The organism is Nitrospinaceae bacterium (genome assembly GCA_018669005.1).
Lineage (GTDB): Bacteria > UBA8248 > UBA8248 > UBA8248 > UBA8248 > UBA8248.
Genome location: JABJAL010000059.1, coordinates 14,788 through 39,662, shown reverse-complemented (window position 1 = coordinate 39,662; position 24,875 = coordinate 14,788). Strand labels below are relative to the sequence as shown.

Below are 24,875 nucleotides of genomic sequence, written 5' to 3'. Positions count from 1 at the left end.
GTAGATGAGGTCGACAAGGTGGTCGACATCGATCAATCTCCGATTGGAAGAACTCCACGAAGCAATCCGGCTACATATAGCGGTGTTTTCTCGCCGATTCGCAGCCTGTTTGCAAAAGTGCCCGAGGCTAGAAAGCGAGGCTATCAACCGGGGCGCTTTAGTTTCAACGTTAAAGGTGGACGTTGTGAGGCCTGCCAAGGAGACGGAACCATCCGGATGGAGATGCATTTCTTGCCGGATCTTTACATCAAGTGTGGGGAATGCCGTGGAAAGCGTTTTAACCGGGATACGCTGGATGTCCGATACAAAGGAAACAATATTGCCGATGTATTGGGAATGACAGTGGACCACGCGGCTTTGTTTTTTGAAAATATCACCGAGATAAGATGGAAACTGAAATCCCTTCAAGATGTGGGGTTGGGATATCTTCGTTTAGGACAATCGGCCACCACCCTTAGCGGCGGTGAGGCACAGCGACTCAAGCTGGCGAAAGAACTCGCCCGGCGCGCGACGGGAAGAACATTATATATTCTCGATGAACCAACAACGGGTCTTCATTTTGCCGACATTGAAAAGCTTCTTTCAGTTTTGAATCTGCTTGTCGATCAAGGAAACACCGTACTCATTATCGAGCACAATATGGATGTGATTAAGTCGGCGGATTACATCATTGATCTAGGCCCTGAGGGTGGGGAGGCGGGTGGCTTCCTTGTAGCGTCAGGCTCCCCCGAGGAGGTTGCCGAAATTGAGGACTCCTTCACGGGAAGATGTCTGCGAGAGGTGTTTGACGGTGTCGCCGTCGGCCTCGCCGCAGGAGAGTGAACGATTCATGGGCTCTGATTTAGTCGTGTTGTGTGAAATGAAATGAAGCGCCGCTTAGTTTTATGGATTGAATACGACGGGACCAATTTTCACGGATGGCAATTCCAGCCCGGCCAGAGAACCGTTCAATCTGAAATCGAAAGCGCACTTCTCATAATGTGCAATGAAAAAGTACGAGTTCTTGCTTCGGGGCGAACTGATGCCGGTGTTCATGCTTTGGGGCAGGTGGCTCACTTTAATACCTCTGCTGATATTACCCCCAAAAAAATTCGCCTTGGTCTGAATTCTCTGCTGAAGGGTGATGTCTCGATATTTGATTGCCGTGAGGCTAAAGAGAAATTTCATGCGCAATTTGATGCTATTCGGAAGACATACCGCTACCGCATTTTGATGAGGAAGACCCCTAGTGCGATTCGAAGGAACCATGTGTGGCATCACAGGAGAAAGCTGGATTTGTCATTGATGAGACAGGCGGCTGTCCATTTTGTCGGGGAAAAGGATTTTGCGAGTTTCTGCCCGGAGAGTACGACAGTTTCAACGACAGTTCGAAGGCTTGAGCGGCTCGATGTCATTGAGGCAGGAGACGAGGTTCTTATCGAGGTGACGGCGGAAGGTTTCCTGCGATTTATGGTGCGTAATATCGTTGGTACCCTCGCCGAATTAGGGCGTGGCGAGAGACATCCGGATGATATTCCCGGTATTATGGAAGCCCGGCACAGAAGCCGAGCGGGGCTGAAGGCGCCGGCGCACGGCCTTTGCCTCGTGAGTGTGGATTACGGAGACAAGCTACCTCCTCCAGCTATAGATGAGGCTTGGGGGCCGGACGATGAGACTTGACGGCGACGAGGAACTCTGCGAGTTTCCTTGAAACTTAAGTTGTTTTGTCATGGAGCTTTTTGGAAATGTATGATTTTGTGTGGTCCGATGAAGATTGGCCTTGGCGAAGGGGCGCCTGGTTCTGGCGGGAAGATCCGCCTATGTTCGGATAAATTCATACCGAACAGATAAGCCGAGGTGCCATGGTGGATTTTTAGAATCTGCCGTGGCTTTTTTTTGTCTGCAGTTAGCGAAATAGATTTTTGAGGTGAATATGCAACCGCTGCAATATGTGCCCGACAAGGAAAGCTTTGTCGAACTTGCAAGGAAGGGAAATATCATTCCGGTATACCGGGAGATAATGGCCGATATGGAAACACCGGTTTCGGCTTATTTGAAAATTGCGGACGATCCCTATTCTTTTCTTCTCGAAAGTGTGGAGGGAGGAGAAAAATGGGCCAGGTATTGTTTTCTCGGAAGCCGACCATTCGCCATTTTTGAGAGTAAAGGGCGTGAAGTTCGAATTACGAGACAAGGAAAGTCAGAAAGCTACAAAACGGACGACCCAATCGAGGCTCTTCGCGAGATGATGAAGAACTATAGATGTGTCGATGTCCCTGGTCTACCCAGGTTTTGGGGCGGTGCGGTGGGCTATTTTTCCTATGACATGATTCGTTTTATAGAGCGGCTGCCTGATGAGGCAGTAGACGATCTCGGGATGGCCGAGAGCTGTTTTATGTTCACCGACACGATGATTATTTTCGATCACGTCAGCCAGCGGATGAAGGTGGTTGCGATGGCTCATTTGGGAGAAGGTGATCCGGAGGCCGCTTATAATGATGCTGTCGCAAGGGTGGACGCATTGGTCGAGCGTGTGAATGGGCCGAGGGTGTCACCTCCTGCCGAGCCTCAGGATCCTCCGTCGAAGGATTTATCTGGCGAGCCCGTAGTCAATATGCCCGGCCTTAACTCCTCTTTTTCAAAAGATGAATTTGAAGAGCGTGTGGCCGAAACAGTAGAGATGATACATGCGGGCGAGGCGATACAGGTTGTTTTGTCTCAACGCCTCGAGAGTGCGCTCGATGTTCACCCTTTTGCCATTTACAGGGCTCTTCGCACAGTGAACCCTTCTCCCTATATGTTCTATCTGACTTTGGGAGAGACTACGGTGGTGGGTGCCTCGCCCGAGGTCCTTGTTCGGCTGGAGGATGACCTCGTCGAAGTGCGTCCGATTGCTGGAACACGCCGAAGGGGGGCAAATGAAGCAGAGGACCTTGCTCTTGAAGAAGAGCTTTTGGCCGATGAAAAGGAGCGTGCAGAGCACATCATGCTCGTCGATTTGGGGCGAAATGATATTGGCCGTGTTTGTGAGCGGGGCACCGTGAAAGTTACTGAGCAGATGACGGTTGAGCGCTATAGCCATGTAATGCACATCGTTAGTAATGTGGTTGGCAAACTAGAAGAGGGCAAGAACGCTTATGATGTTTTGAGGGCGGCTTTTCCTGCCGGAACGGTTTCGGGGGCGCCCAAGGTTCGGGCGATGGAAATTATCGATGAAAAAGAGCCAGTCAGGCGCGGGCCATATGCTGGCGCGGTCGGGTATCTTGGCTTCGATGGAAATATGGACACCTGCATCGCCATCCGCACACTGTATGCCCGCGAGGGTAAACTTTACTTGCAGGTGGGCGCAGGAATTGTCGCAGACTCAAAGCCCGAATTTGAGTATGAAGAAACTATCAACAAGGCTCGGGGCACGCTTCGTGCCCTGGAGGTGGCTCGCGGCGGATTGCTATAATCGACAGCCCGGGAGCCTGGAGAGAGTCTAAAATGCCACGCGTATTAATGATCGATAACTACGATTCGTTTACCTATAACCTTGTCCAGTATCTTGCTGAACTGGGGGCTGAGGTCACGGTATGGCGAAATGATCAGTTCGAGCTGAATAAAGTGGGGGAGTTCGCGCCCGATTTGGTGATGGTTTCGCCGGGACCTAGTGTTCCCGAAAATGCTGGATTGTCCATACCGTTGATCGAGCGCTATCGCGGTGAAATACCTATTGTTGGCGTGTGTTTGGGGCATCAAGCTGTTGCGGTGGCCTCCGGGGCAAAGGTGGTTCGCGCGGGTCGAATTATGCACGGCAAAACGTCCGAGGTGCATCACGACGGCAAAGGTTTGTTCAGGGGTCTACCAAATCCTTTGACGGCAACCCGGTACCACAGTCTCATTGTCGAGCGCGAATCATTGCCGGATAACATTGAGGTGTGCGCCGAAACGACCGAGGGCGAGATCATGGGGATACGCATCAAGGATATGCCCGTGGCTGGCGTGCAATTCCACCCCGAATCAATACTATCGCCCGAGGGCATGGACCTGCTTCGCAACGCTATTGAGGGCGGAGTAGAGGTCGGGGGTTGAGTGCCGCCTCGGGGCAGGGTATCTTCGAGGTGCGCTCAAGGGTGATGTGGTGGTGCCACATGTCGCACATATGTCACCTTGAAAGCTTGTTTGTCACTTGAAGTATGTTTCCTAAGTGAATGAATATAAATAAGTTAAGAGGCATTGTATGGTTCTGCTGAATTTGAATTTGGCAAATCATTAGCTACCAATTCTGGGCCGGTATTTTTTTTAGCTAGTTCCAGAATTTCACGCAGTTATTCGATGAGGCGGGAAAAGATGATACAGGAAGCCATCGCGAAGCTGGTGGATGGCCTGCACCTATCGGCCGGTGAAGCAGAACGTATAATGGACCAGATCATGACCGGTGAGGCAACGCCCGCCCAAATTGGTGGCTACCTGGTAGCGCTGCGCATGGCAGGGGAGAAACCCGAGGAAATCGCCGGAAGCGTGCGCTCCATGCGGGCCAAGGTCACCCCCGTCAAAACCAAACACCCCCACATCGTTGATACCTGCGGCACAGGTGGTGACGGTACCAGCACCTTCAACATCAGCACCACCGCTGCCTTTGTCGTCGCTGGCGCCGGTCAGCCCGTCGCCAAACACGGCAACCGCTCGGTATCGAGTAAATCGGGCAGCGCCGACGTTCTCCTGGCTCTTGGTGTGAACCTCGAAATCTCACCCGAGCAGGTGGGAAAATGTCTTGATGAGGCGCTTTTTGGGTTCCTCTTTGCCCCGGCCCTTCATGGCGCGATGAAGCACGCCATCGGCCCGCGCCGCGAGCTTGCCATGCGGAGCATCTTCAACATCATGGGACCGCTGACCAACCCCGCAGGTGCCCAGTGCCAACTCGTGGGTGTTTATGCGCCGCAATTGACCGAAATCGCCGCCGACGTTCTTGGCAAGGTGGGTGCCAAGCGGGCACTCGTGGTCCATGGACACGACGGCATGGACGAGATCACCCTGACCGGTCCCACCCGCGTTTCCGAGTGGGATGGCGAGCAAGTCAAAACCTATGACGTATCGCCGGGCGATGCCGGTATCGCAGAGGCGCCTATCGCAGAGCTTATCGGCGGCACGCCCGAGGACAACGCCAAAATTCTCCGGAGTATTCTCGGCGGCGAGAAGGGCCCCGCGCGCGATGTGGTTTTGCTCAACGCCTCGGCAGCGCTGATGGCCGCCGGTAAAGTGGAAAACCTCACCGAGGGCGTCGCCATGGCGGCCGAATCCATTGATTCCGGCAAGGCAAGTGGGGCGCTCGATCGCCTTATTGAGGTCTCCAACGAATGACCCTCCGCACCCAGACGGTTCTCGATGGCCTCGTTGACGGAGTTAAGCAAGACATGGCCGGGGACCGGGGAAGGCGCCCCCTCGTCGAGCTTCGCTCGCGTTGCGCCGACATGCCCGAGACCCTCGATTTTGAAAATGCTATCGCCAAGCCCGCTGAATCAGAAGATGGTCTGATAAAAGTTATCGCCGAAGTGAAGCGCGCCTCGCCCTCCCAGGGAGCGATTGCCGAGGAGGCCGATCCCGTTGATGTAGCCCGTCGCTATGCCGAGGGGGGGGCCGCCGCCATATCCGTTCTAACCGAGCGCCGCAAGTTCCGGGGCAGTATTGACGACCTTCGTGCTACCCGCTCGGCGGTAAGTCTTCCTGTGATGCGCAAGGAATTTATCTTCGACCCCTACCAGGTTTTCGAGGCCAGGGAGGCCGGGGCCGACGCGATACTACTTATTGCCGCAATTCTTGAGCCATCTGCTCTTGAGGATCTCCGCTGTCAGGCCGAGGAGTTGGGCATGGTCGCCCTGGTCGAGATCTACGATGAAGAAGAAGTGGAGCGCACTCTTCGTTCCGGCTCCCGCATCGTGGGTGTCAACAACCGCAATCTCAAAACGTTTGACCTCGATACAAACCATACCTTCCACATCCATTCTCTTGTGATGCGAGAGGCAAGCGAGGATATCGTTTTTGTTTCAGAGAGCGGCATTTTTGGCTGGAGTGAGGTTGAGCCACTCATCGAGGCGGGGGTGGACGCCGTTTTGGTGGGAGAGTCGCTCATGCGGGCCGCATCCCCGGAGACTCTGCTCAGGGAACTACGAGGCCTTGAGCCTTGAGGCGCCCAAAATCTTGTAATCCTTCTTTGTGGTCATAAATTCTTCGCTAAATACAACGAACAAACCAAATCGATTCAAATAGTTAGGTGGGAAATGAGCCTTTTTCCCTACGCTCTCCCGAAAATTTCGGAATATGACCTCAAGTATATTCTGGCTTAACCGTTACATTTTCTAGTTGCAGAGTTTGAAAGAAAAACATTTCAGCTTCCGGGGGATTGGTCAAAATTGGATTGGTGGCATTGTTGTATGTGCTGCCCTGGTTTTTGATTATTTCCTCTCGGAGAGCTGTAGATGGGTCTTAGAATAAACCAAATCATTGCTGCGCTGAACGCCGCCCGTAACTTGCGGTCCACTGACAACGCGATGTCGAAATCGCTTGAGCGGTTGTCCTCGGGTTTCAGAATCAACCGCGCAGCCGACGACCTCGCCGGTCTCATCATCTCCGAAAACTTAAGAGCGCAGATTGCTGGCCTTGGCCAGGCGGTCAAGAACAGCTCAACCGCCGTGAGCGTTGTGCGCACCGCCGAGGCGGCGCTCGACGAGGTGCTCAAACAGCTCCGCGCCGTCCGGACCCTGGCCCTTGACGCTCTAAACACGGGCTCGTCTGACGCCATAGCCCGGGCCGCCGACCAGACGCAGATCGACTCCTCGATCACCACCATCAACAGAATTGGTAACACCACCCAGTTTGGAAAAATTAAACTGTTGAACGGCTCCTCGGGTGTTCGTGGCTCAACGAATTCAAACGATCTGGAGTTCATCGCGGGCTCGACCTCGACCGTGGCCGGCACCTACGACGTCAACATCCCACAGGCGGTACTTCAGCTCCTCGCGTAGAAAAGCGTATAAAGTCCCCCCCCTCGGCCGATCTTTCTCCCCCCCGGAGCGGAGTGAATGCCAGGGGGGGGGCATTTTTTTGCCCTGCCGAGAATCGATCCATTTCCTGTCTTTTCAACATTGTTGTTTTACCTTAGCCCGCCTGACTGTATCGGTTTTGAGAAAGACAAGAAGACGCTGGGCCAGTTTTTTGTCCCTTTACGTTTGGGTGGATTTTGATGGATCATTTCGTCAATGTCGCCATCGTACTCGTCCTCTTGTCTGGGCTCGCTTGCTAGGCCTCGAATCGCACAGCCAGATCGTCCAGGGTTTTTTCCGGTCCGGCGAGCGTCAGGACATCGCCTTCCTGGATATGCAAATGATCGTGAGGGACCAGCAGATCCCGACCGCGGTGAATCGAAATAATCAATACGTCTTCCGGTAATTCGAGATCCTGAAGGGTCGATTCGGCCAGGCCGATGTTGTGGATGTCGAGATCGACGATATCCTGATCTTGCTCCATGCCCAGCAGCAGGGACACGGCGGACGGTGAGCGCACGTAATGATCCAGAAGGCTAATCATGGCGGTGGAGGGAACCACGACGGATGCCCCGAACGGCTTGAATCGATCGAGTTGAGACCGATCATTCAGCTGGACGATCAGGTGGACATCGCCGAAATGCTCGCGCGCGATCTCGCAAATCCGAAAATTTTCCTCATCGGAGAGCATGGCCACGATGGCCCCCGCTCCGGCTCCGCCCAAAAATTGCAATTCATTGGCCGAAAGTTCGGAGATTCGATGAACTTCAACGCCCGATTTCACCGCACTTTCCTGATCCGGTTGTAAAAGCGTGGCCATCTTCACCTGCCAGTGGTGAAAATGCAGTTGGCGCGCCAGGGCGAAAGCGCGCCCGTCGGAGCCGAAAATAATCGCGTTGTGCAAAACGCCGACTTCGGTTTTTGCCGGGAGCGGCTGCGATTCGCTCACAAGATTAATCGCCATCTTGAAAAACGAGGGGCCGACAATCTGGTTGATCACGATGACGGATATCATCATCGTGGCGAACGTGGGCCCCCATTCGGGAAACTCCACGGCGACCTGGGTCGTCAGCCCCAGCCCGATACCCGCCTGGGTGATGTAGGCCATCCAGCTGATGCGGTTATGGGCCGGTGGGTTCTTCGCCAGCGCGCCGCCGGTATAAGAGCCAAAGAATATGCCGACGATTCTCGCGACGAACAGCGCCAGCGTGATCGGCCAGATGTCCAATAGAATATTTATCTGCAGGGAGGCGCCTATCAGCGTAAAGAAGATCAGATAAACCACCGGCGAGACCTGATGGAGGATTCTCTGGAAGTCCTCCCGGCAGGTGCTGTAATTCGCCACCTGGAAGCCGCCGATCATGCAGATCAGGAGTGGTTCCAATAGAACTTCGAAGGAATAATTGTTGGCCGTGTAGTGGCGGACGAAATCGGATGAAAAGAAAACGCCGTAGCCGAGCAAAAGCACCAATGCGATTTTGATCCGGATTTCCCACTTGCGGGACGCGATAAACCCCAGAAGCTTTCCTAGTACGAGCCCAAAGGCAATCGAGGCGGACAGCTCGGCTGCCAGAAGAAGCACGAAACCGAGGTTGGCGCTGGTGTTGGTTAAAAGGGCGTCCGCGATGGAGGAGTTAAGCGCGAATACGACGATGACGACGCCATCCATGATGACGGTCACGCCCAGCGCCGTCTGGGTGAAGGGGCCCTTCGCGCGGAGCTCCTTGATGATGGCGATGGCGGACGACGGGGAGCGCGCCACCAGGATCGACCCCGCCAGCAGGGAAACGGCGATCTTGCCGTTAAGTGGCATCTCTTTTATCACGGGAATAAAATCGGTCAGCATGAAAACGCTCAGGGCGCCCAGGCTGAATGTGCTGACGACAAGCCCGACGGTTATCCACTTGATGCCTTTTAGAAGGTCTTTCAGCTCATAGAGATAGAGTTCCGCCCCGGCGCAAAAAGCGATAAAGCCCAGCGCGATCTGATCGACATAACGAAGGGATTTTACCGCCTCCATCGAAATGATGTTCAGGCCCGTCGGACCCGAAACGATCCCGGCGAAAAGAAAGCCGGTGATTAGCGGCAATTTGATTTTGATGAAAAATTGGCCAAATTGTTTTGATGCGAGGGATACGAGGATAAGGGAAGCAAGAAAGATAATAGTATTTTGGTGAATTGGTAGCATGCCGCTGTTTTTCCTCTCTCGGTGCCTTATGTCAAGATTCGAGTTTCTTGGGAACCAGAATTATGCGGTGACGCGCCCTCTTTTTCAATCTCCTGTGAAGCGGACTATACTCGGGAGACAACTCTCACAAGGTTGGCCCGTCAAGTGGATAGAAAAGATACCTCAAGGTCTCCTGTAGGAAAATTCACGCTCAAGGAGAGGCTTTATTTCGTTTGCGGTTGATATCCTTCTCTGGGGCCAACCCCGCCTGCAAACAGTGCCCTTCATGGTCGAATACGGCCCGATGGCAATGCGCTAGAAAAGAAGGCCAAGGCTACATGAACATGTCACCTCTTGGCGTGACATCGGACTGTGCTCCCAGTTTTGTGGAGTTGTTTGAACTGTCGCTCGACCGCGCGCTGGGCCTCGTGGTAAATGTGGGTAATGGATTAAGGCAATTATTCTACCATTCAAAATAAATTCGGCATGATGTCGAATAGGGGTCTGGATGCGCACCTAGCGTCAGGCCTTCTTGCCGAAAGGGAGAGCCTTGCGATGTATGAGGAGATAACTTATTTCAGCGAAGGTCTGAAAATCGCGGCCTACCTGTACCCGCCAAAGGGTTGGGAAAAAGGCGATCCGCCGGGGCCCGCCATCATCTCTCTTCATGGCTATAGCGGAATGAAGGATGTCTACGGGCTCGACGTGCCGAGGCGACTTTCAGAGGAAGGATATTTCGTTCTGGCGCCAGACCACCGGGGTTTCGGGGTCAGCGAGGGAGAGCGGGGCCGCCAGCGCCCGCTTGAGCAGGCACAAGACACCTATGATGCCATTAGCTACTTGGAGACACTTGAGGACGTTGACTCTGAGCGCATCGGTATTTACGGCACAAGTTTTGGCGGTGCAAATGCCGTCTGGGTGGCGGCGTTCGATGAGCGGGTCAAGGTCGTGGTGACTTCGGTCGGGGTCTTCGAGGGCGAGCGGTGGATGAGTTCGGTTCGCCGGCCGCACGAATGGGTGGCGTTCAAGGAGCGGGTGCGCGAGGCGGCGCGCAAGCGTGTTGTATCTGGCGAGAAAAGCGAGGTCCCCTTAACTGAAATTATGCTCAGCGACCCGCATACCAGGAGCGTAATCCAGGCGCACCATAGCAAAGACCATCGCTTTGTAAGCGACTATGATTTAGAGAGTGCCGAGGCTTGCTGGCGCTATAAACCTGAATGGGTGGCAGGTCGCATTTCGCCCAGGCCGGTGATGATCATTTACTCAGAAAACGACATGCTGGTTCCAGTGGATCAGCAGTTGGCCTGCTTTGAGGCATTGGGCGAGCCCAAGAAACTTGTGAAGCTGCCCGGCGCGCAACACTATGAGTCTTATCATTTCGTAAGGCCCGATCTTCATGAAATTGGGATGAGTGAGGCGGTGGACTGGTTCAAGAAATACCTCTAGGCGACAAAGGCCGAGAGAAGGGGGAGGTATACATGGCAGAACGATTGCGGGTGAGTTTTCTTGGTCCTGAGGCGACTTTCACCCATGAGGCGGCGATTCGCCATTTTGGCGATGAGGTCGAGTTTATCCCCTCGGCGACAATTGCCGCGATTTTTGACGACACAGAGGCGGGCCGCTCTGACATGGGCGTTGTTCCCGTGGAAAATGCCCTCGAGGGTACGGTGAACATCACGCTGGACCGTCTTATCGATTCCCCGCTTATTATCACGGGGGGCGTTTCGCTTCCCATCGACATTCATTTGTTGACCAATGCCGGAGGGCTGGGAAACATCAAAAGGGTGCTCAGTCATCCACATGCCGTGGCCCAGTGCCGGCGCTGGCTTCAGGCGAATCTTCCGGGCGTTGCCATCGAGGAGGTGGCCAGTACCTCGCTGGCGGCCCAGGAGGCGGGAAATAATCCAGAGCTTGCGGCTTTGGGAAGCGCCCTGGCGGCGAAGAAATATGGCCTAGAAATTGCCGCCTCAAAGCTCGATACGGAGAGCATCAACGTGACACGGTTTTTCGTGCTTGGAAAAGAGCCTGCCCCGCGCGCTGCCAGATCGGGAACAAGCCTGCTTTTTGTCCTGAAAAACGAACCGGGCGCACTCCATAAAGCGCTGGCCCCGATCGCCGAGCGTGGTCTCAATATGACGAAAATTGAATCGCGCCCCTCGCGCCGAAAGGCTTGGGACTATATCTTTTTCATGGATCTCGAAGGCCATGCCGAGGATGAGGGTTTGGCCGAAGCCATTTTAGAGTTGAGGGAGAGTGTTACGTTCTTTAGGCTTCTTGGCTCCTATCCTGTGGCGGGTTGAGTACATGAATGACAATTGGAGTATGAAATGAAAATCAAGACTTCGCGCTCGGCCGAGGATATTGTCGTTTATCAGCCCGGCAAGCCGGTCGAGGAGCTTGAGCGCGAACTTGGCATCTCTGATTCAATAAAAGTGGCCTCGAACGAGAATCCACTTGGCCCCTCGCCAAGGGGCATGGAGGCTGTGCGAGCGGCGATAGGTGGTGTGCACCGCTACCCGGATGGCGGGGCTTTTTATTTCAAACGCGCCCTGGCCGATTTTCACGGGCTCTCCCCCGAGCACTTCACCGTAGGCAACGGCACGAACGAGGTGCTCGAAAATATCGCGCACGCTTTTCTTGATCCGGATGACCCTGTGGTGTTCTCCGAGGGGGCATTCATCGTCTACCTGATCGTGTCCCAGCTTTCGAATTGCGAGATGCGCATGGCACCGATGCGGGACTATACCCACGATCTCGATAAGATGGCCGAGCTTGTGTGCGAGAAGACAAAGGCGGTGTTTATCGCGAATCCGAACAACCCCACCGGAACGGCGGTTGGCGAGGCCGCGCTCCGCAAGTTTATCGAAGGTGTGCCCGAGCATACGCTGGTGGTTGTGGACGAGGCCTATTTCCAGTATGTCCATCGGGAAGATTATCCTGATGCCTCAAAACTGATTTCCGAGTACGCGAACCTCGTTGCGGTGCGAACCTTCTCAAAGGCGTATGGGCTGGCCGGGCTTCGGGTTGGCTACGGAATCGCGGCGCCCGAGGTGATTGAGACGATCAACAAAGTGCGCGAGCCGTTCAACGTGAATTCGCTGGCGCTCGCTGCGGCCGAGGCTGCCCTCGGGGATTTGGGGCATGTGGCGGAAAGTGTCCGGGTGAATGCCGAGGGCAGGGAGTATTTCGTCCGGGAGCTAGCGGCTTTAGGTATCCCTTTTGTGCCCACCCAGGGGAATTTCATCATGGCCGAGGTGGGCGAGGGGATGAAAACCTACGAGAGCCTTTTGCGCGAGGGTGTGATTGTTCGCCCCGTCGCGGGTTATGGATTTCCCGCCCATGTGAGAATTTCAATTGGCACGCCTGAGGAAAATCTTCGGGTGATTGAGGCGCTGGCCACCGTTTTGGGTAAATAGATAATTTTTTTCGGTTTTGTTTTCGATAAGGATTGAGCAAGAAGATGGGTACGCAATTTAAACAGATGACGATCATCGGGGTTGGCCTGATTGGCGGCTCCCTGGCCCGGGCAGCCCGCGAGCGAGGGCTGGTCTCGCGTTTTGTTGGTGCGGGCCGGAGCATGGGGAATCTCGAAAAAGCCATTGAACTTGGTGTTGTCGATGAGATCGAGACCGACCACGCAAAGGCGGTCAAAGGCTCGGACATTGTCGTGGTGTGCACGCCGGTTCGAGCCGCCGTTGAGGTGGTTCGCAATATTCTTCCTGTGATGGAGCCAGGGGCGATACTCACCGATGCGGGCAGCGTCAAGGGCCCCTTCGTCAAGGCGGTCGAGGCCATGGAATTGGGCAGCGTGCGTTTTGTGGGAGGGCACCCCATTGCGGGCACCGAGCACTCAGGGGTCGAGGCGAGTTTTGCCACGCTTTATGAAAACCACCGAACAATTTTGACGCCTACATCAGCCTCGGATTCGGGAGCCGTCGAAGCCCTTCGGGCGCTTTGGGAGGGGGTGGGCGCGTTCGTGGACATCATTGAGCCCGATCGCCACGACCGAATCATGGCGGACATCAGCCATCTGCCCCATCTGGTGGCCTATGCGCTGGTGAACATGGCCCTTGATGGCGGGGCGGTTCCCTATGCGGCGGGAGGTTTTAGGGATTTCACGCGAATCGCATCGAGCAACCCGGAGATGTGGCGGGAGATTTGCCTCGACAACAAGGAAACGCTGCTGGCCTCTCTCGATGCCTTTGAGAAGAGCCTTGCCGAGCTCAGACAAGCTGTTGAGGCTGAAGAAGAAGAGGGGCTGGAGCAGGCTTTTCGCCGGGCCAAGGAGGGTCGTGATAATTGGCTCCGAGAGAAGGGTTGGTTGTAATGCGACCAAAAGACACGTCAGGCAAGGGGATAGTTATCCCGATTGATGGTCCCGCAGGCTCTGGCAAAAGTACGATGGCCAAAACCATTGCTGACAAACTAGGGTGGGATTACCTGGAATCGGGCGCTCTTTACCGGGCGGTGGGCTTGAGTGTACTTGAGGCAGGGGGGAGCCCTGAAGATAAGGAAGTGGCCATTGCTCAGGCGGAGAATCTTGATTTTGGGTGCCGAAAGACTGGCCAGGGGTGGCGAAATTTTCTTAATGACCAAGACGCCACCGAAAATCTGCGCGAGGAGCGTGTAAGTGATGCTGCTTCAAAGGTTTCTACCTATCCTGGGGTGCGGGCGGCGCTCCTTGAATTCCAGCGAAGCTATGGCCTTAAAAAGGGCGCCGTAATCGATGGCCGAGATATCGGAACCGTTGTTTTTCCGGGCGCCCAGGTGAAATTCTTTCTTGATGCCGATATCGAGGTACGTATTCAACGCCGATTCGGGGAATTACGCGAAAAAGGGGTCGATTTTGACCCTGAAACGCTGGGGGCGAATCTGAGGGAGCGAGACCGGCGGGACAGGGAGCGCGAGCAGGCACCCCTGGTCTCGGCCGAGGATGCCATTCGTATTGAAACCACGAGCTTATCCATCGATCAGGTCCTTGAAATTATGATTTCAGCCATTTCCGATAAGTATCCTGAGGTGTTTCCAACTCATTGACCTTACATGAGTTGTCTTGACACACTCGCCTCGGTGCAGTAGTGTTCCCGCTTTCCTGCAGGTGCCTCTTAAGGGGCCGTTTGGGGTAGGGGCCCCGGGCTGTCCAAGAGGTCTTCACCCTTTTTACTCAGAGGTTAAGCAATCGAATGACAGACAATCCTTCTTCTCCGCCCGCAGACGAATCCGCAGACGAATCCACAGTTGAAACCGCCGAAGTAACCGTAATAGATGAATCTCTTTACGATCAAGATCCTGACTCGCTTTCGTTCGAGCAGATGGAGGCGATCTACTCCTCCACACTCGATCCGGTGAAGGATGGTGAGATCGTCAACGGCACAGTGGTTCGCATTGAAAGTGATTTTCTTCTTGTTGACGTGGGCTACAAATCAGAAGGGTTTGTCTCGCGCCGCGAGTTTTCTGATCGCGCTCGCTCGCTTTCACCGGGCGATTTAGTTGAGGTTTATGTTGAGTCTCGCGAGGATGAGGATGGACGGATCGTCCTCTCAAAAGAGAAGGCCAACCGCATCAAGGTGTGGGACGAGATTTCTCGTGCCTACGACGACGAGGAGACCGTGCCGGGCCGCGTCATTGCCCGCATCAAGGGTGGTCTCACGGTAGACATCGGGCTCAAAGCATTCCTTCCTGGCTCGCAGGTGGATCTTCGACCGGTCAGGAATCTTGATCAGTTCATCGGACAGACGTTCGATCTCAAAATCATCAAGCTCAACCGCAAGCGGGGCAACATCGTTTTGTCGCGTCGTATTCTTCTTGAGGACGAGCGCTCCGAGCTCAAGCGCGAGACGCTGAGTAATCTTGAGGATGGTCTTGAGACTATCGGTGTCGTAAAGAACATCACCGACTACGGCGCGTTTATTGACCTGGGCGGAATCGACGGTCTTCTTCACATCACTGATCTCTCCTGGGGACGTGTGAGCCACCCGAGTGAGCTGCTCTCCATTGGCGACACGGTGAAGGTGATCATCCTCAAATTCGATAAAGAGCGCGAGCGCGTCTCCCTTGGCCACAAGCAGATCACCCCTGACCCGTGGCAGGGTGTCGAAATCAAGTATCCCGAAACAGGCAAGGTCCGTGGGCGTGTGGTTTCCATCACCGACTACGGTGCATTTGTCGAGCTTGAGCCGGGTGTCGAGGGGCTGGTTCACATATCTGAAATGTCTTGGACCCGTCGCAACCGGCACCCCTCGAAGATCGTCACCATTGGGGATATTGTCGAGGCGGTAGTTCTCAGCCTGGATAAGGAATCAAGGCGTATCTCACTTGGTATGAAGCAGATCGAGGCCAACCCCTGGACTGAGGTTGAGGAGAAATATCCTGTCGGCACAAAGGTGAGCGGTCAGATTCGCAACCTTACAGAGTTCGGCGTTTTCGTTGCGCTTGAAGAGGGCATTGACGGGTTGATTCACATCTCTGACATCTCCTGGACGCAGCGCTACAAACACCCCTCCGAGGCTCTCAAGAAAGGCGATGAGGTCGAGGCTGTGGTTCTGAGCGTTGATGTTTCCAAAGAGCGCCTTTCCTTGGGTATCAAGCAACTTGGAAAAGACCCGTGGGCTGACATTGATTCTCGCTACGCCGTTGGCGATGACCTTGAGGCGGAAGTCACGAAGATTACGAATTTTGGCGTGTTCGCCGCCCCCGAGGATGAGATGGAAGGCTTGGTCCATATCTCCGAGATCAGTATCGAAAAAGTGAACAAGCCAGAGGATTTGGTGCGGGTCGGTGATGTCTACAAGATGCGCGTAATTAAGATTGAGGCTGACCAGCGCAAACTTGGTATGAGTATAAAGGCTTATATCGAGGCCACGGGCGAGGACCCGCTTGTGAAAAGAGGTCCTGAGCCCGAGCCAGTGCCCGAGCCAGAACCAGTACCCGAGCCAGTGCCCAGTGATGAGACACCCGAAGCCCAGACAGCAGATGTTGTTGCCGAGGGTGGTGATGCGCCGGTCGAAGTCGTTGCCGAGAGTGATGATGCGCCGGTCGAAGTCGTTGCCGAGAGTGCTGCTGCGCCGGTTGAAGTCGTTGCCGAGAGTGATGATGCGCCGGTCGATGCTGTTGCCGAGAGTGCTGCTGAGCCAGGTGACGAGGAAGCCAAGAGCGAGGAGTCCTAGAGCGGACGCCGGAGGATTTTGATGAAAGCTTGGAGAACTCCGGGATTTCTCATCTCCGTTTGTTTGTTCTTGGCCATCGCAGTTGGGATGTTCGGAATCTCCCGGCTTTTGTCGGGAGGCGATGCAGATGACACCTCGGGATTTAGCCTTGGTTTTGGGGACAAGGATGTTGTTGGCCTTGTTCGCATAAAGGGAAATATTTTTGACGCAAAGAAGACGGTTGATAGTCTTACTAAAATGCGTCGCAGCAGCCGGGTTAAATCTTTGTTGCTTCGGATCGACAGTCCTGGTGGGGCCGTGGCTCCGACCCAGGAGATTTACGAGGAAGTTCAAAGATTTCGAAAAACCGGTCGTAAGGTGGTCGCCTCGCTGGGGAGTGTGGCGGCCTCGGGCGGATATTATATCGCCTCGGCGGCCGACAAGATTTTTTCCTATCCCGGCACCGTGACGGGAAGTATTGGGGTTATCGTTGTTCTGCCTAATGCGGAAAAGATGCTTGGCAAGCTTGGTCTGTCGTTCAACGTAATTAAGAGTGCGCCGCATAAGGACATGGGCTCGCCATTACGGCCGATGACCGATGAGGATCGAAAAATATTTCAAAACCTCATCGACGATACGTATGAGCAATTTGTGGCGGCCGTGTCGAGGGGACGGAATATGTCTGTCGACCGTGCCCGCAAGATTGCCGATGGTAGTGTTTACAGCGGCGAGCGAGCGATGAAATTGGGTTTGGTGGACAGCCTTGGCAGCCAGTGGGATGCGGCGCTAGAGGCGGCTCGATTTGCCAAAATCGAAGGAGAACCCAGGCTTTTTGAGATTAAATCGAGAGAAGGCTTTCTGGGAATGTTCAACAAGTCAGTTATGGGATGGTTGAATGGCGGTGCCTCTTCCTATTTTGGAGGCTCTCCCGTCATGCTACAATACATGTGGAGATAATTTTCTTTTAACGTCGCTGCCCGATTAAGGAGACTGCCGCAAGGCGCTTCGGCGACAGAATTAAAGTCAAGGAGGTTTCGTTCTTATGACTAAGGCCGAAATGGTTGAAAAAGTCTCGTCGAAGATTAATCTCACTAAAAAAGATACTGAACGCGTAGTGAACATCGTTTTCGGAAGTATCATTTCCGCTTTGGCCGAAGGCGATAAGGTAGAGCTTCGAGGGTTTGGTAGTTTCCGTGTAAGAGCCCGCGATAGCCGTGATGGTCGTAATCCGCGCACCGGCGCTACGGTGCAAATCCCCCCCAAGAAAGTTCCGTTTTTTAAAGCAGGCAAGGAATTGCGCGAGATGGTGGACAGTATCGTCGATACTCCCGCCGAGGCGGACTCGTTTGCCGCTGGCAACTCGGGTGGCGATGCGCCTCAATCATCGCAGCCGGTTTCCGGTGTCTTGAGCGGTTCATCGGAAGAGAACCGTTTTTAGTTTATAAATTTCCAAGCCTCTCAAGACAGGCGCATTATCGTTAACTGCTCCGCCACGCATGGAAGCCGATCCCATGCATGAGAAGATTATCGGCCGGGGACGTGTGTGCTTGTCCCAAGGCGACATCACGGAATCTTCCACCGAAGCCATTGTAAACGCTGCAAATAATCACTTGTGGATGGGTGCCGGTGTTGCTGGCGCGATCAAGTCCAAGGGTGGCTCAATCATCGAGGAGCACGCCCTTGCCTTAGGTCCCATCGAAGTTGGTGATGCTGTTGCCACCGGTGCAGGTGCCTTGATGGCGAGCTATGTTATTCATGCTGCTGGCATGGGCCAGGATTTGCAGACATCTGGGAAAATCGTAGCCTCCTGCACGTTGGCTAGCCTGCGTTTGGCCGAGAAGCTTGCCGTAGCGAGCGTCGCATTTCCCGCCATTGGTACAGGAGTGGGCGGCCTTCCAGTTGAGGAGGCGGCTCGGGAAATGTTGCGGATGGTGTCAAGTTTTTTGAAAGCAGAGGCAGCTAGCGTCGAGAAGGTGGCGTTCGTTTTGTTTGGAGAAAAGGATTTTCAAGTGTTCGCAGCGGAGCTAGAAAATGTCGGAAGGTAGAGCCACCCGCGATTGGCGCCCGATAGCCGTGATGGTGGGGGCCACCTGTAGCGGGAAAACGACGCTCGCGGCTGCCCTGGCTGGCTGGCTTGGTGAGCGGGATGTGCCCATCGAAATCATTGGTGCCGATGCCCGCCAGATATACCGGAGTCTTTCGATAGGAACGGCCAAGCCCACCCTTGAAGAGCGGGATGTGGTGCCGCACCATATGATTGATGTGGCCGAGCCTGATGAGACTTTTAACGCCTCGCGCTATGCTGAAGAGGCGCTTGAGTGCGCGGAGAGGATTTACGACAAAGGCGCGTTTCCGATGGTGGTGGGGGGCAGTGGTCTCTATATCCAGGCGTTGATTGAAGGCCTTTTCGATGGACCCGGAGCGGATGAAAACATCAGGCTCAAACTTGAGGAGCAAGCCGAGCGCGATGGAGCCGAGGCGTTGCATCGCAGCCTTGTGGAATGCGATCCGGCGGCAGCCGGGAAGATTCATCCCAACGACACGAAGCGGGTCATCCGTGCACTGGAGGTGTATGAGGTGACCGGGCGCCCCATTTCAGAGCTTCGCGCCGAATCGCCTGCGGGTGGATTTGCCCGGCCTTTTTATGTTGGGCTCGATTGGCCTAGTGATACGCTTGATGAACGTATCAAAGAACGTATCAGGTGGATGTTGCTAAATGGGATGCAAGATGAGGCCTCTTGGCTCTCGGACGCGGGGCTTGCCGATGCACGCTCCTTTGAGGGCCTTGGGTATGAGGACGCCCTGGCGCTTCATTGTGGTGAGATTGCTTTTGATGATTGCTTGACGCGCATCAGCACGCTGCATCGCCAATATGCGAAACGCCAGCGCACTTGGGGCCGTAGGATTGAGGACGTTCACTGGTTTGAGCCAAGTGAAATGAGTTTTGATGCCCTGATTTTGCATGTAGGCGAATCGTTGCTTTCATATTTTCATCCGGCCCAGTCCCAGGGTACTGTGGCGGGACGTTGAATTTAAGGGGCTCGGATTGAACATCGTGGTAATCGGCTTCAAGAGCGCCGGAAAATCGACTCTGAGCCCTATGCTCGCAGAGCAAATAAATTTTTCGTTTGACGATCTTGACCGAAGACTGATGGAGAAGGCATCTCTCGATCTTGGTGAGCGAATCGAGGTCAGGGAGGTTTTTCGCCGTTTGGGGGCAGACCGTTTCAGGCAAATGGAGCGTGAATTGCTGGCAGAGGCGCTTGAGGAGACCGAGTTGGTTCTCGCCCTTGGTGGTGGGGCCGCCCTTGATGACGCCGCACCAGATATGCTCCGGGGAAGTTGTGTGGTTTACCTCCGGGTGCCTGAAGATGATTTGTTCAATCGGATTGAGCGCAAAGGATGGCCCGCTTTTCTCGACGGAGAGTCTGAGCCCCGGCAAGCTCTGAGAAAATTACTCGGCGAGCGGCTTCCGCGATACGAATCGCTGGCGGATGTTATTGTTGACGTTTCGGATTTAAATACGCCAGCCAGGAATGGTGAGTTAGTATATAAGTGTGTTCAGGAGTGGATGGAAGCCCGTAAGTAACCCAAGAGGAGGCATTTTCTCCGTGTCTAATACGTTTGGCCAAAAATTTCGATTCACAACCTGGGGCGAATCTCATGGCCCGGCCATTGGTGTTGTGGTGGATGGTTGTCCTGCCGGGATATCTCTTGAAGAGGCGGATCTGCAACACGATTTGGATCGTCGCAGGCCGGGGCAAAGTCAGATTACGACCCAGCGCGGCGAGGATGATCGTGCTGAAATCCTCTCGGGTGTTTTCGAGGGAAAAACGACGGGTACGCCCATATCGATACTGATCAAAAACAAGGATGCTAATTCCTCGAAGTACGATAATCTCAAAGACTTGTTCCGACCGGGTCATGCTGATTTTACTTATTGGGCCAAGTGGGGCCACCGCGACCACCGGGGCGGAGGCCGGGCAAGCGCCCGAGAAACGGCCTCGCGTGTTGCGGCCGGAGCGATTGCCAGAAAATTCCTGTTGGAGCGGGGCATAACGGTTCAAGGATTTGTCAGCCAGATAGCCGATATCGCCTGGGACGGGGCAAATTTTGATATCAAGGAAATTGATCGAAACAGTTGCCGTTGCCCTGATGCCGAAACTGCCAAGAAAATGGAGGAGGCCATTCTTGCGGCGCGCAAGGCGGGCGATTCGCTTGGTGGCATCATCTCGGTTATCGGACTTGGCGTTCCGCCCGGTCTGGGAGAACCACAGTATGGACGGCTGGATTCTGACCTTGCCTCTGCCTTCATGGGGATTAACGCGGTAAAAGGCGTTGAGGTCGGCGCGGGCTTCAGGGCAGCGACGATGAAGGGCTCCGAGCACAATGATGCATTCGATATAGTCGAAGGCGCTGTGGTTCCCCGAACCAATAACGCGGGCGGCATACTAGGCGGTATTTCCACTGGGGCGCCAATCGTTATCACGTTCGCCGTAAAGCCGACGTCGTCGATTTTGAGTGAGCAGGATACGGTGACAATTTCAGGCGAGAAAACAACGGTCAGCGTAGAGGGACGACACGATCCATGCGTAGCGACGCGGGCCGTTCCTGTCGGCGAGGCAATGATGGCGGTGGTGTTGGCTGATCACTGGCTTCGAGGTCTGGGAAGCCGTGCAGATTCTATTTAAGGGGCTCTAAAGATGGGAGTCTCTCAGCGGGCCCTGCGGCGGAGACCCTCATCATCGAGGATGGTGAGGTAGCCCCGTTGCAGCTCGATCAAGGTTTTTTGTTTGTAAGTCTTTAGCATTTTGTTCACGCTCTCGCGCGTGGCCCCCACCATATCTGCAAGATCCTGCTGTCTTAGGCGCATATTAATTTTTATATTTCCATTCTCGTCGGGCTGACCGTAGCGCTCGGACAGGTCAATAATTCTTTTAGACAGCCGGGTGGAAAGATTACAAAAGGCCGCATCGCTCAAGAGCTCATCTGTTCGCCTCAGGCGAAGGCTCAGCTCGGCGAGAATTGCGGTGGCAGCCTTTGTGTTCTCGGAAAGATATGTGATCAAATCATCTCTATCGAGGGTGAGGATATCGGTGGCCTCGGTGGCAATTGATGTTGCCGAGCGAGGCTCGCCGTCGAATAGTGAGAGCTCTCCAAAGAAATCTCCCGTCGAAAGAAGGGCGACGAGAACGTTCTCGCCCTCGGACGAGGGTAGGGCTATCTTTACCTTGCCGGAAATGATGATGTACAGAGTCGAGCCAGGGTCATTTTTGTGGAAAATTATCTGCTCGCGCTCAAAGCGGCGGCGGTGTAGCTTCGCCGCCAACTCGGCAAGACCCTCGTCGGGCAGATGTGAAAACAATGGAACCTGGGCAAGAATGGATTCGAACACCTTTAGTATCTCCAATTATCTCCGGCAAAATGCTTTATTAGCTAGATTTTAGCTCAATTGCCTAAGTAAAAAAAGCTTTCTATCTAAGACAAGAGAGGCGATACGAAAGATTATACCCTAAAATTGAGGTATCATGTATGTCTGGTGGTTGATATTTCTGTTATTTGCATTAATTCTCAAAGCCTGTTTTTTTTGCTAGGCCTCGCCGTTTTGATTCACAAAGAAAATGCGCGTGCGAGGACATTACCGGGAGCAAGTTGATGGATCTCGGGGTAATCGGATTGGGGGTCATCGGCAAGGCCGTTGTCAGAGCGGCCGACGAGGGGGAGTTGCCTTTCACTGTCTCCGCCGCCGCAACGCGCACACCTGGAAATGTACGGGATTTTTTAAATTCTCTTAAAAATGCTCCACGCCTGACGGATCTGGCCGGAGTGGTGGCGAGCTCTGATGTCATCCTGGAGGCCTCGGGTGGTCATACGGTCGAGGCTATCTGCCGAGCGGCCCTGCCGTTGGGCAAGAGTGTCATCGTCAATTCGGTGGGCGCTCTGCTTGAACGCGAGGATCTCATCGCACTCGCCGAGAAACACAAGGCGCGCATCATGATCCCCTCGGGGGCAATCATCGGCCTCGACGGCCTCAAGGGAGCCGCTGCCGGGCGAATCGACTCGGTGACGATGACGACGCGCAAGCCGCCGCCTAGTCTCAAGGGCGCGCCCTTTGTCGAGGAGAATAACATCGATGTCGATGCCATGACGGAGGCCACGGTAATCTTTGAGGGCTCGCCGCTTGAGGCCTGCAAGGGTTTTCCGGCTAACGTCAATGTTTCGGCGGCGGTGAGTTTCGCGGGCATCGGGCCTCACCGCACCGAGATGCGCATCATGTGCGATCCGACGATCAATCGAAATATCCACGAAGTTGAGGCGGTCGGTGAGTTTGGCCGCTTGTTCTTTCGGATCGAAAACGTACCCACGGAAAACCATCGAACGGGAATACTGACATACCTTTCTAATATTCAATTTCTGCGCCAACAAACGGCGACACTGGTGGTCGGCACCTGAAACCGGATTGTTAATTATCCGGCGCGGTACTCGCCACAAAGGGAGAATACTGCTTTGACAAATAGGCCTGTTATATTTGTGCCAGAGCCCAGGACCCCGATGTCGCTGTTGAGGGAACTCCTTGAGCCCTACGGCGAAGTGCGCGAGGGGGGAGCTGAAAAATGGCAAGAAGAAGATCTCATCAAGGGTATTCCCGAGTGGGACGCCATTTTAGTGACCTCAAGGGAGCAGGTAACCGAGAAGGTTATCGCCGCCGGCTCTCGCCTCAAGATAGTTGCCAAGTTTGGTGTCGGTGTTGAGAACATCGATATCCCAGCAGCGACAAAGGTGGGAATCCCGGTGACGAACTGCCCCGGCTCGAATGCCATTGCCGTGGCCGAGGCGGCGCTCGCGCTCATATTTGCCTGCGTTCGAGGCATCCCCGGTTACATGGGTAAATTAAGGGAAGGCGCATGGCGCGAGGTCCTGGTGGACACGTTTGAGCTGACGGGTTCGACATTCGGCATCGTGGGTATCGGAAACGTTGGGCGCGAGCTCGCGCGTCTTCTGCGGGGTTTTGATGGGCGAATTTTGGCATGCGATCCTTATTTGGACCCCGATAAAATTCGGGCACGAGGGGCCGAGCCGGTGGATCTTGATACCCTGACCCGTGAGTCGGACGTTATCTCTCTGCATTGCAGCCTCACGCCCGAAACAACGCATATGTTTGGCACCGACAGGTTCAGAATGATGAAATCCCATTCCGTGCTCGTTAATTGTTCGAGGGGCCCCGTAATTGATGAAAAAGCGCTTGTCGGGGCGCTGCGCGAGCAGGTCATTGCCGGGGCCGGTCTCGATGTTTTCGAGGGCGAGCCGCCCGATAAGAATAATCCTTTGTTTACACTGCCCAACGCCATTGTCACCCCTCATTTGGCGGGATCGACCCACCTGGCGCATGAGAGGATTTTCCATATGGCCACGGATAGTATTATTCGCGTTCTCAAGGGCGAAAAACCCGACCCCGTATTCTTGAGAAACCCCGAAGTGTACGAAAATAGGGCCTAATTAAGCGCTAAAAGTGGCCCCGGAAATACTCCGAGGGCGCTTGCCCGGCCTGTTTCGGGTACATATACTCTCCCGGTTGGTCAAAAATCGGACAATTTTCTATTCATATTAGGGGCTTGAAACCTTGGACGGTGCAACCGAAAAGATCTGGATGGACGGGGAATATTTGGCTTGGGATGATGCCAATATTCATATTCTAACCCATAGCTTGCACTATGGTTTGGGGGTATTTGAGGGTATCCGCTGCTACAATACGAGCAGAGGATCGGCGGTATTTCGTCTCAAGGAGCATATGAGGCGTTTTTGCGACTCCGCCCACATAGTGGGCCTCAAACTCCCCTATGAGCAGGATGCGCTTGTGAGTGCTGTTACCGAGACTATTCGCACCAACAAGGTGGACTCGTGCTATATCCGCCCATTGGCTTGGCTCGGTTATGGTTCGATGGGCGTGAATCCCTCGGGCGCGCCGGTGCGATGCATGGTGGCAGTTTGGAAATGGGGCGCTTACCTGGGCGAGGAGGGCCTTGAGAAAGGCATTCGCGTCAAAGTTTCCTCCTACACCAGCCACCATCCGAATAGCTATATGACGGGCGCAAAGACCACGGGCAACTACTGCGTGAGTCAGATGGCTAAACTTGAGGCTATTCAATCCGGTTTCGATGAAGCGCTCATGCTGGACCCCGAGGGTTATGTCACCCAAGGGTCGGGGGAAAATATTTTTCTGGTGCGCGATGGTGTTTTAAAGACTCCGCCGCTTCACGGAATATTGAGGGGAATCACGAGAGATTCGGTCATGACGCTCGCCCGCGAGCAAGGGCTTGAGATTGAGGTTGAAACTTTTGCCCGCGATGAAGTCTATGCGGCCGACGAGGCTTTTTTCACGGGAACGGCGGCCGAGCTTACCCCGATTCGCGAAGTGGATGGACGGGCCATCGGTGATGGCAAGCCAGGTCCGATAACCAAGCGACTTCAGACTGCTTATTTCGGGCTCGTGAATGGTGAGAACGAAACACACCTCGACTGGCTTACAATCGTTTAACAGCGTGTTGATTTAATAAGGGAGCA

General features: G+C 54.4%; 24 protein-coding genes. 22 read left to right on the top strand and 2 right to left on the bottom strand.

What is annotated here, in order from left to right; genetic code table 11:
* The 7 genes from HOJ95_08050 to HOJ95_08020 all read left to right on the top strand — a co-directional run.
* Nucleotides 1-822, top strand: an 822-nt coding sequence (locus HOJ95_08050; GenBank protein MBT6394643.1) for an ATP-binding cassette domain-containing protein, incomplete at its 5' end; no start/stop codon positions are given.
* A gap of 42 nt (nt 823-864) precedes the next feature.
* Nucleotides 865-1,659 (top strand): tRNA pseudouridine(38-40) synthase TruA, encoded by a 795-nt coding sequence (gene truA / locus HOJ95_08045; protein MBT6394642.1) that lies wholly within the window; start codon nt 865-867, stop codon nt 1,657-1,659.
* 253 nt (nt 1,660-1,912) lie between these two features.
* Nucleotides 1,913-3,433: an anthranilate synthase component I gene (gene trpE, locus HOJ95_08040; GenBank protein MBT6394641.1), complete on the top strand. Its 1,521-nt coding sequence runs from the start codon at nt 1,913-1,915 to the stop codon at nt 3,431-3,433.
* Nucleotides 3,434-3,465: 32 nt separating this feature from the next.
* The gene (locus tag HOJ95_08035; protein ID MBT6394640.1) at nt 3,466-4,053 is read left to right on the top strand and encodes an aminodeoxychorismate/anthranilate synthase component II; all 588 of its coding nucleotides are present in this window, start codon (nt 3,466-3,468) and stop codon (nt 4,051-4,053) included.
* Between the two features lie 258 nt (nt 4,054-4,311).
* On the top strand, nt 4,312-5,322 hold the full coding sequence (gene trpD, locus HOJ95_08030; GenBank protein MBT6394639.1) for an anthranilate phosphoribosyltransferase: 1,011 nt from the start codon (nt 4,312-4,314) through the stop codon (nt 5,320-5,322).
* A complete protein-coding gene (gene trpC / locus HOJ95_08025) occupies nt 5,319-6,146 on the top strand; it encodes an indole-3-glycerol phosphate synthase TrpC (GenBank protein ID MBT6394638.1) in 828 nt (275 codons plus the stop codon). The genes trpD and trpC overlap by 4 nt, the downstream gene beginning before the upstream one ends.
* Nucleotides 6,147-6,437: 291 nt before the next feature.
* Nucleotides 6,438-6,983, top strand: coding sequence for a hypothetical protein (locus HOJ95_08020; GenBank protein ID MBT6394637.1), 546 nt, complete (start codon nt 6,438-6,440; stop codon nt 6,981-6,983).
* A 274-nt stretch (nt 6,984-7,257) separates the two neighbouring features.
* Here HOJ95_08020 and HOJ95_08015 read toward each other — a convergent pair whose 3' ends face one another.
* A complete protein-coding gene (locus HOJ95_08015; protein ID MBT6394636.1) occupies nt 7,258-9,189 on the bottom strand; it encodes a potassium transporter TrkA in 1,932 nt (643 codons plus the stop codon).
* Between the two features lie 534 nt (nt 9,190-9,723).
* Between HOJ95_08015 and HOJ95_08010 the strand changes: the two genes are divergently transcribed.
* From HOJ95_08010 to aroC, 12 genes are all read left to right on the top strand, one after another.
* Nucleotides 9,724-10,614, top strand: coding sequence for an alpha/beta fold hydrolase (locus HOJ95_08010; GenBank protein ID MBT6394635.1), 891 nt, complete (start codon nt 9,724-9,726; stop codon nt 10,612-10,614).
* Nucleotides 10,615-10,646: 32 nt separating this feature from the next.
* On the top strand, nt 10,647-11,468 hold the full coding sequence (gene pheA, locus HOJ95_08005; GenBank protein ID MBT6394634.1) for a prephenate dehydratase: 822 nt from the start codon (nt 10,647-10,649) through the stop codon (nt 11,466-11,468).
* A 27-nt stretch (nt 11,469-11,495) separates the two neighbouring features.
* Entirely contained in the window at nt 11,496-12,584 is a 1,089-nt protein-coding gene (locus HOJ95_08000) for a histidinol-phosphate transaminase (GenBank protein ID MBT6394633.1), read from the top strand.
* A gap of 44 nt (nt 12,585-12,628) precedes the next feature.
* Nucleotides 12,629-13,495, top strand: a complete 867-nt coding sequence (locus HOJ95_07995) for a prephenate dehydrogenase/arogenate dehydrogenase family protein (GenBank protein MBT6394632.1) — start codon at nt 12,629-12,631, stop codon at nt 13,493-13,495.
* A gap of 29 nt (nt 13,496-13,524) precedes the next feature.
* Nucleotides 13,525-14,205, top strand: coding sequence for a (d)CMP kinase (locus tag HOJ95_07990; GenBank protein ID MBT6394631.1), 681 nt, complete (start codon nt 13,525-13,527; stop codon nt 14,203-14,205).
* Nucleotides 14,206-14,351: 146 nt separating this feature from the next.
* Complete coding sequence (locus HOJ95_07985; protein ID MBT6394630.1) at nt 14,352-16,334, top strand: 30S ribosomal protein S1; 1,983 nt, start codon at nt 14,352-14,354, stop codon at nt 16,332-16,334.
* Between the two features lie 21 nt (nt 16,335-16,355).
* A complete protein-coding gene (gene sppA, locus HOJ95_07980) occupies nt 16,356-17,270 on the top strand; it encodes a signal peptide peptidase SppA (protein ID MBT6394629.1) in 915 nt (304 codons plus the stop codon).
* A gap of 85 nt (nt 17,271-17,355) precedes the next feature.
* Nucleotides 17,356-17,751, top strand: coding sequence for an integration host factor subunit beta (locus HOJ95_07975; protein ID MBT6394628.1), 396 nt, complete (start codon nt 17,356-17,358; stop codon nt 17,749-17,751).
* A gap of 73 nt (nt 17,752-17,824) precedes the next feature.
* Nucleotides 17,825-18,358 carry an Appr-1-p processing protein gene (locus HOJ95_07970; protein MBT6394627.1) on the top strand — a complete coding sequence of 178 codons (534 nt, stop codon included), beginning with the start codon at nt 17,825-17,827 and terminating at the stop codon, nt 18,356-18,358.
* Nucleotides 18,345-19,343, top strand: a complete 999-nt coding sequence (miaA, locus tag HOJ95_07965) for a tRNA (adenosine(37)-N6)-dimethylallyltransferase MiaA (protein ID MBT6394626.1) — start codon at nt 18,345-18,347, stop codon at nt 19,341-19,343. Before HOJ95_07970 ends, miaA begins: the two co-directional genes overlap by 14 nt.
* A gap of 16 nt (nt 19,344-19,359) precedes the next feature.
* Nucleotides 19,360-19,902 carry a shikimate kinase gene (locus HOJ95_07960; protein MBT6394625.1) on the top strand — a complete coding sequence of 181 codons (543 nt, stop codon included), beginning with the start codon at nt 19,360-19,362 and terminating at the stop codon, nt 19,900-19,902.
* A gap of 22 nt (nt 19,903-19,924) precedes the next feature.
* Nucleotides 19,925-21,004, top strand: a complete 1,080-nt coding sequence (aroC, locus tag HOJ95_07955; protein ID MBT6394624.1) for a chorismate synthase — start codon at nt 19,925-19,927, stop codon at nt 21,002-21,004.
* A gap of 23 nt (nt 21,005-21,027) precedes the next feature.
* On the opposite strand, the gene HOJ95_07950 is transcribed toward aroC, so the two are convergent.
* Nucleotides 21,028-21,708, bottom strand: coding sequence for a Crp/Fnr family transcriptional regulator (locus HOJ95_07950; protein MBT6394623.1), 681 nt, complete (start codon nt 21,706-21,708; stop codon nt 21,028-21,030).
* A gap of 260 nt (nt 21,709-21,968) precedes the next feature.
* On the opposite strand from HOJ95_07950, the gene HOJ95_07945 reads away from it, so the two are divergent.
* The 3 genes from HOJ95_07945 to HOJ95_07935 all read left to right on the top strand — a co-directional run bounded on the left by HOJ95_07945 (nt 21,969) and on the right by HOJ95_07935 (nt 24,849).
* Complete coding sequence (locus tag HOJ95_07945) at nt 21,969-22,766, top strand: aspartate dehydrogenase (protein ID MBT6394622.1); 798 nt, start codon at nt 21,969-21,971, stop codon at nt 22,764-22,766.
* A 54-nt stretch (nt 22,767-22,820) separates the two neighbouring features.
* The gene (locus HOJ95_07940) at nt 22,821-23,810 is read left to right on the top strand and encodes a hydroxyacid dehydrogenase (GenBank protein MBT6394621.1); all 990 of its coding nucleotides are present in this window, start codon (nt 22,821-22,823) and stop codon (nt 23,808-23,810) included.
* Between the two features lie 124 nt (nt 23,811-23,934).
* Nucleotides 23,935-24,849, top strand: a complete 915-nt coding sequence (locus HOJ95_07935; protein ID MBT6394620.1) for a branched-chain amino acid transaminase — start codon at nt 23,935-23,937, stop codon at nt 24,847-24,849.
* Nucleotides 24,850-24,875: the final 26 nt, after the last annotated feature.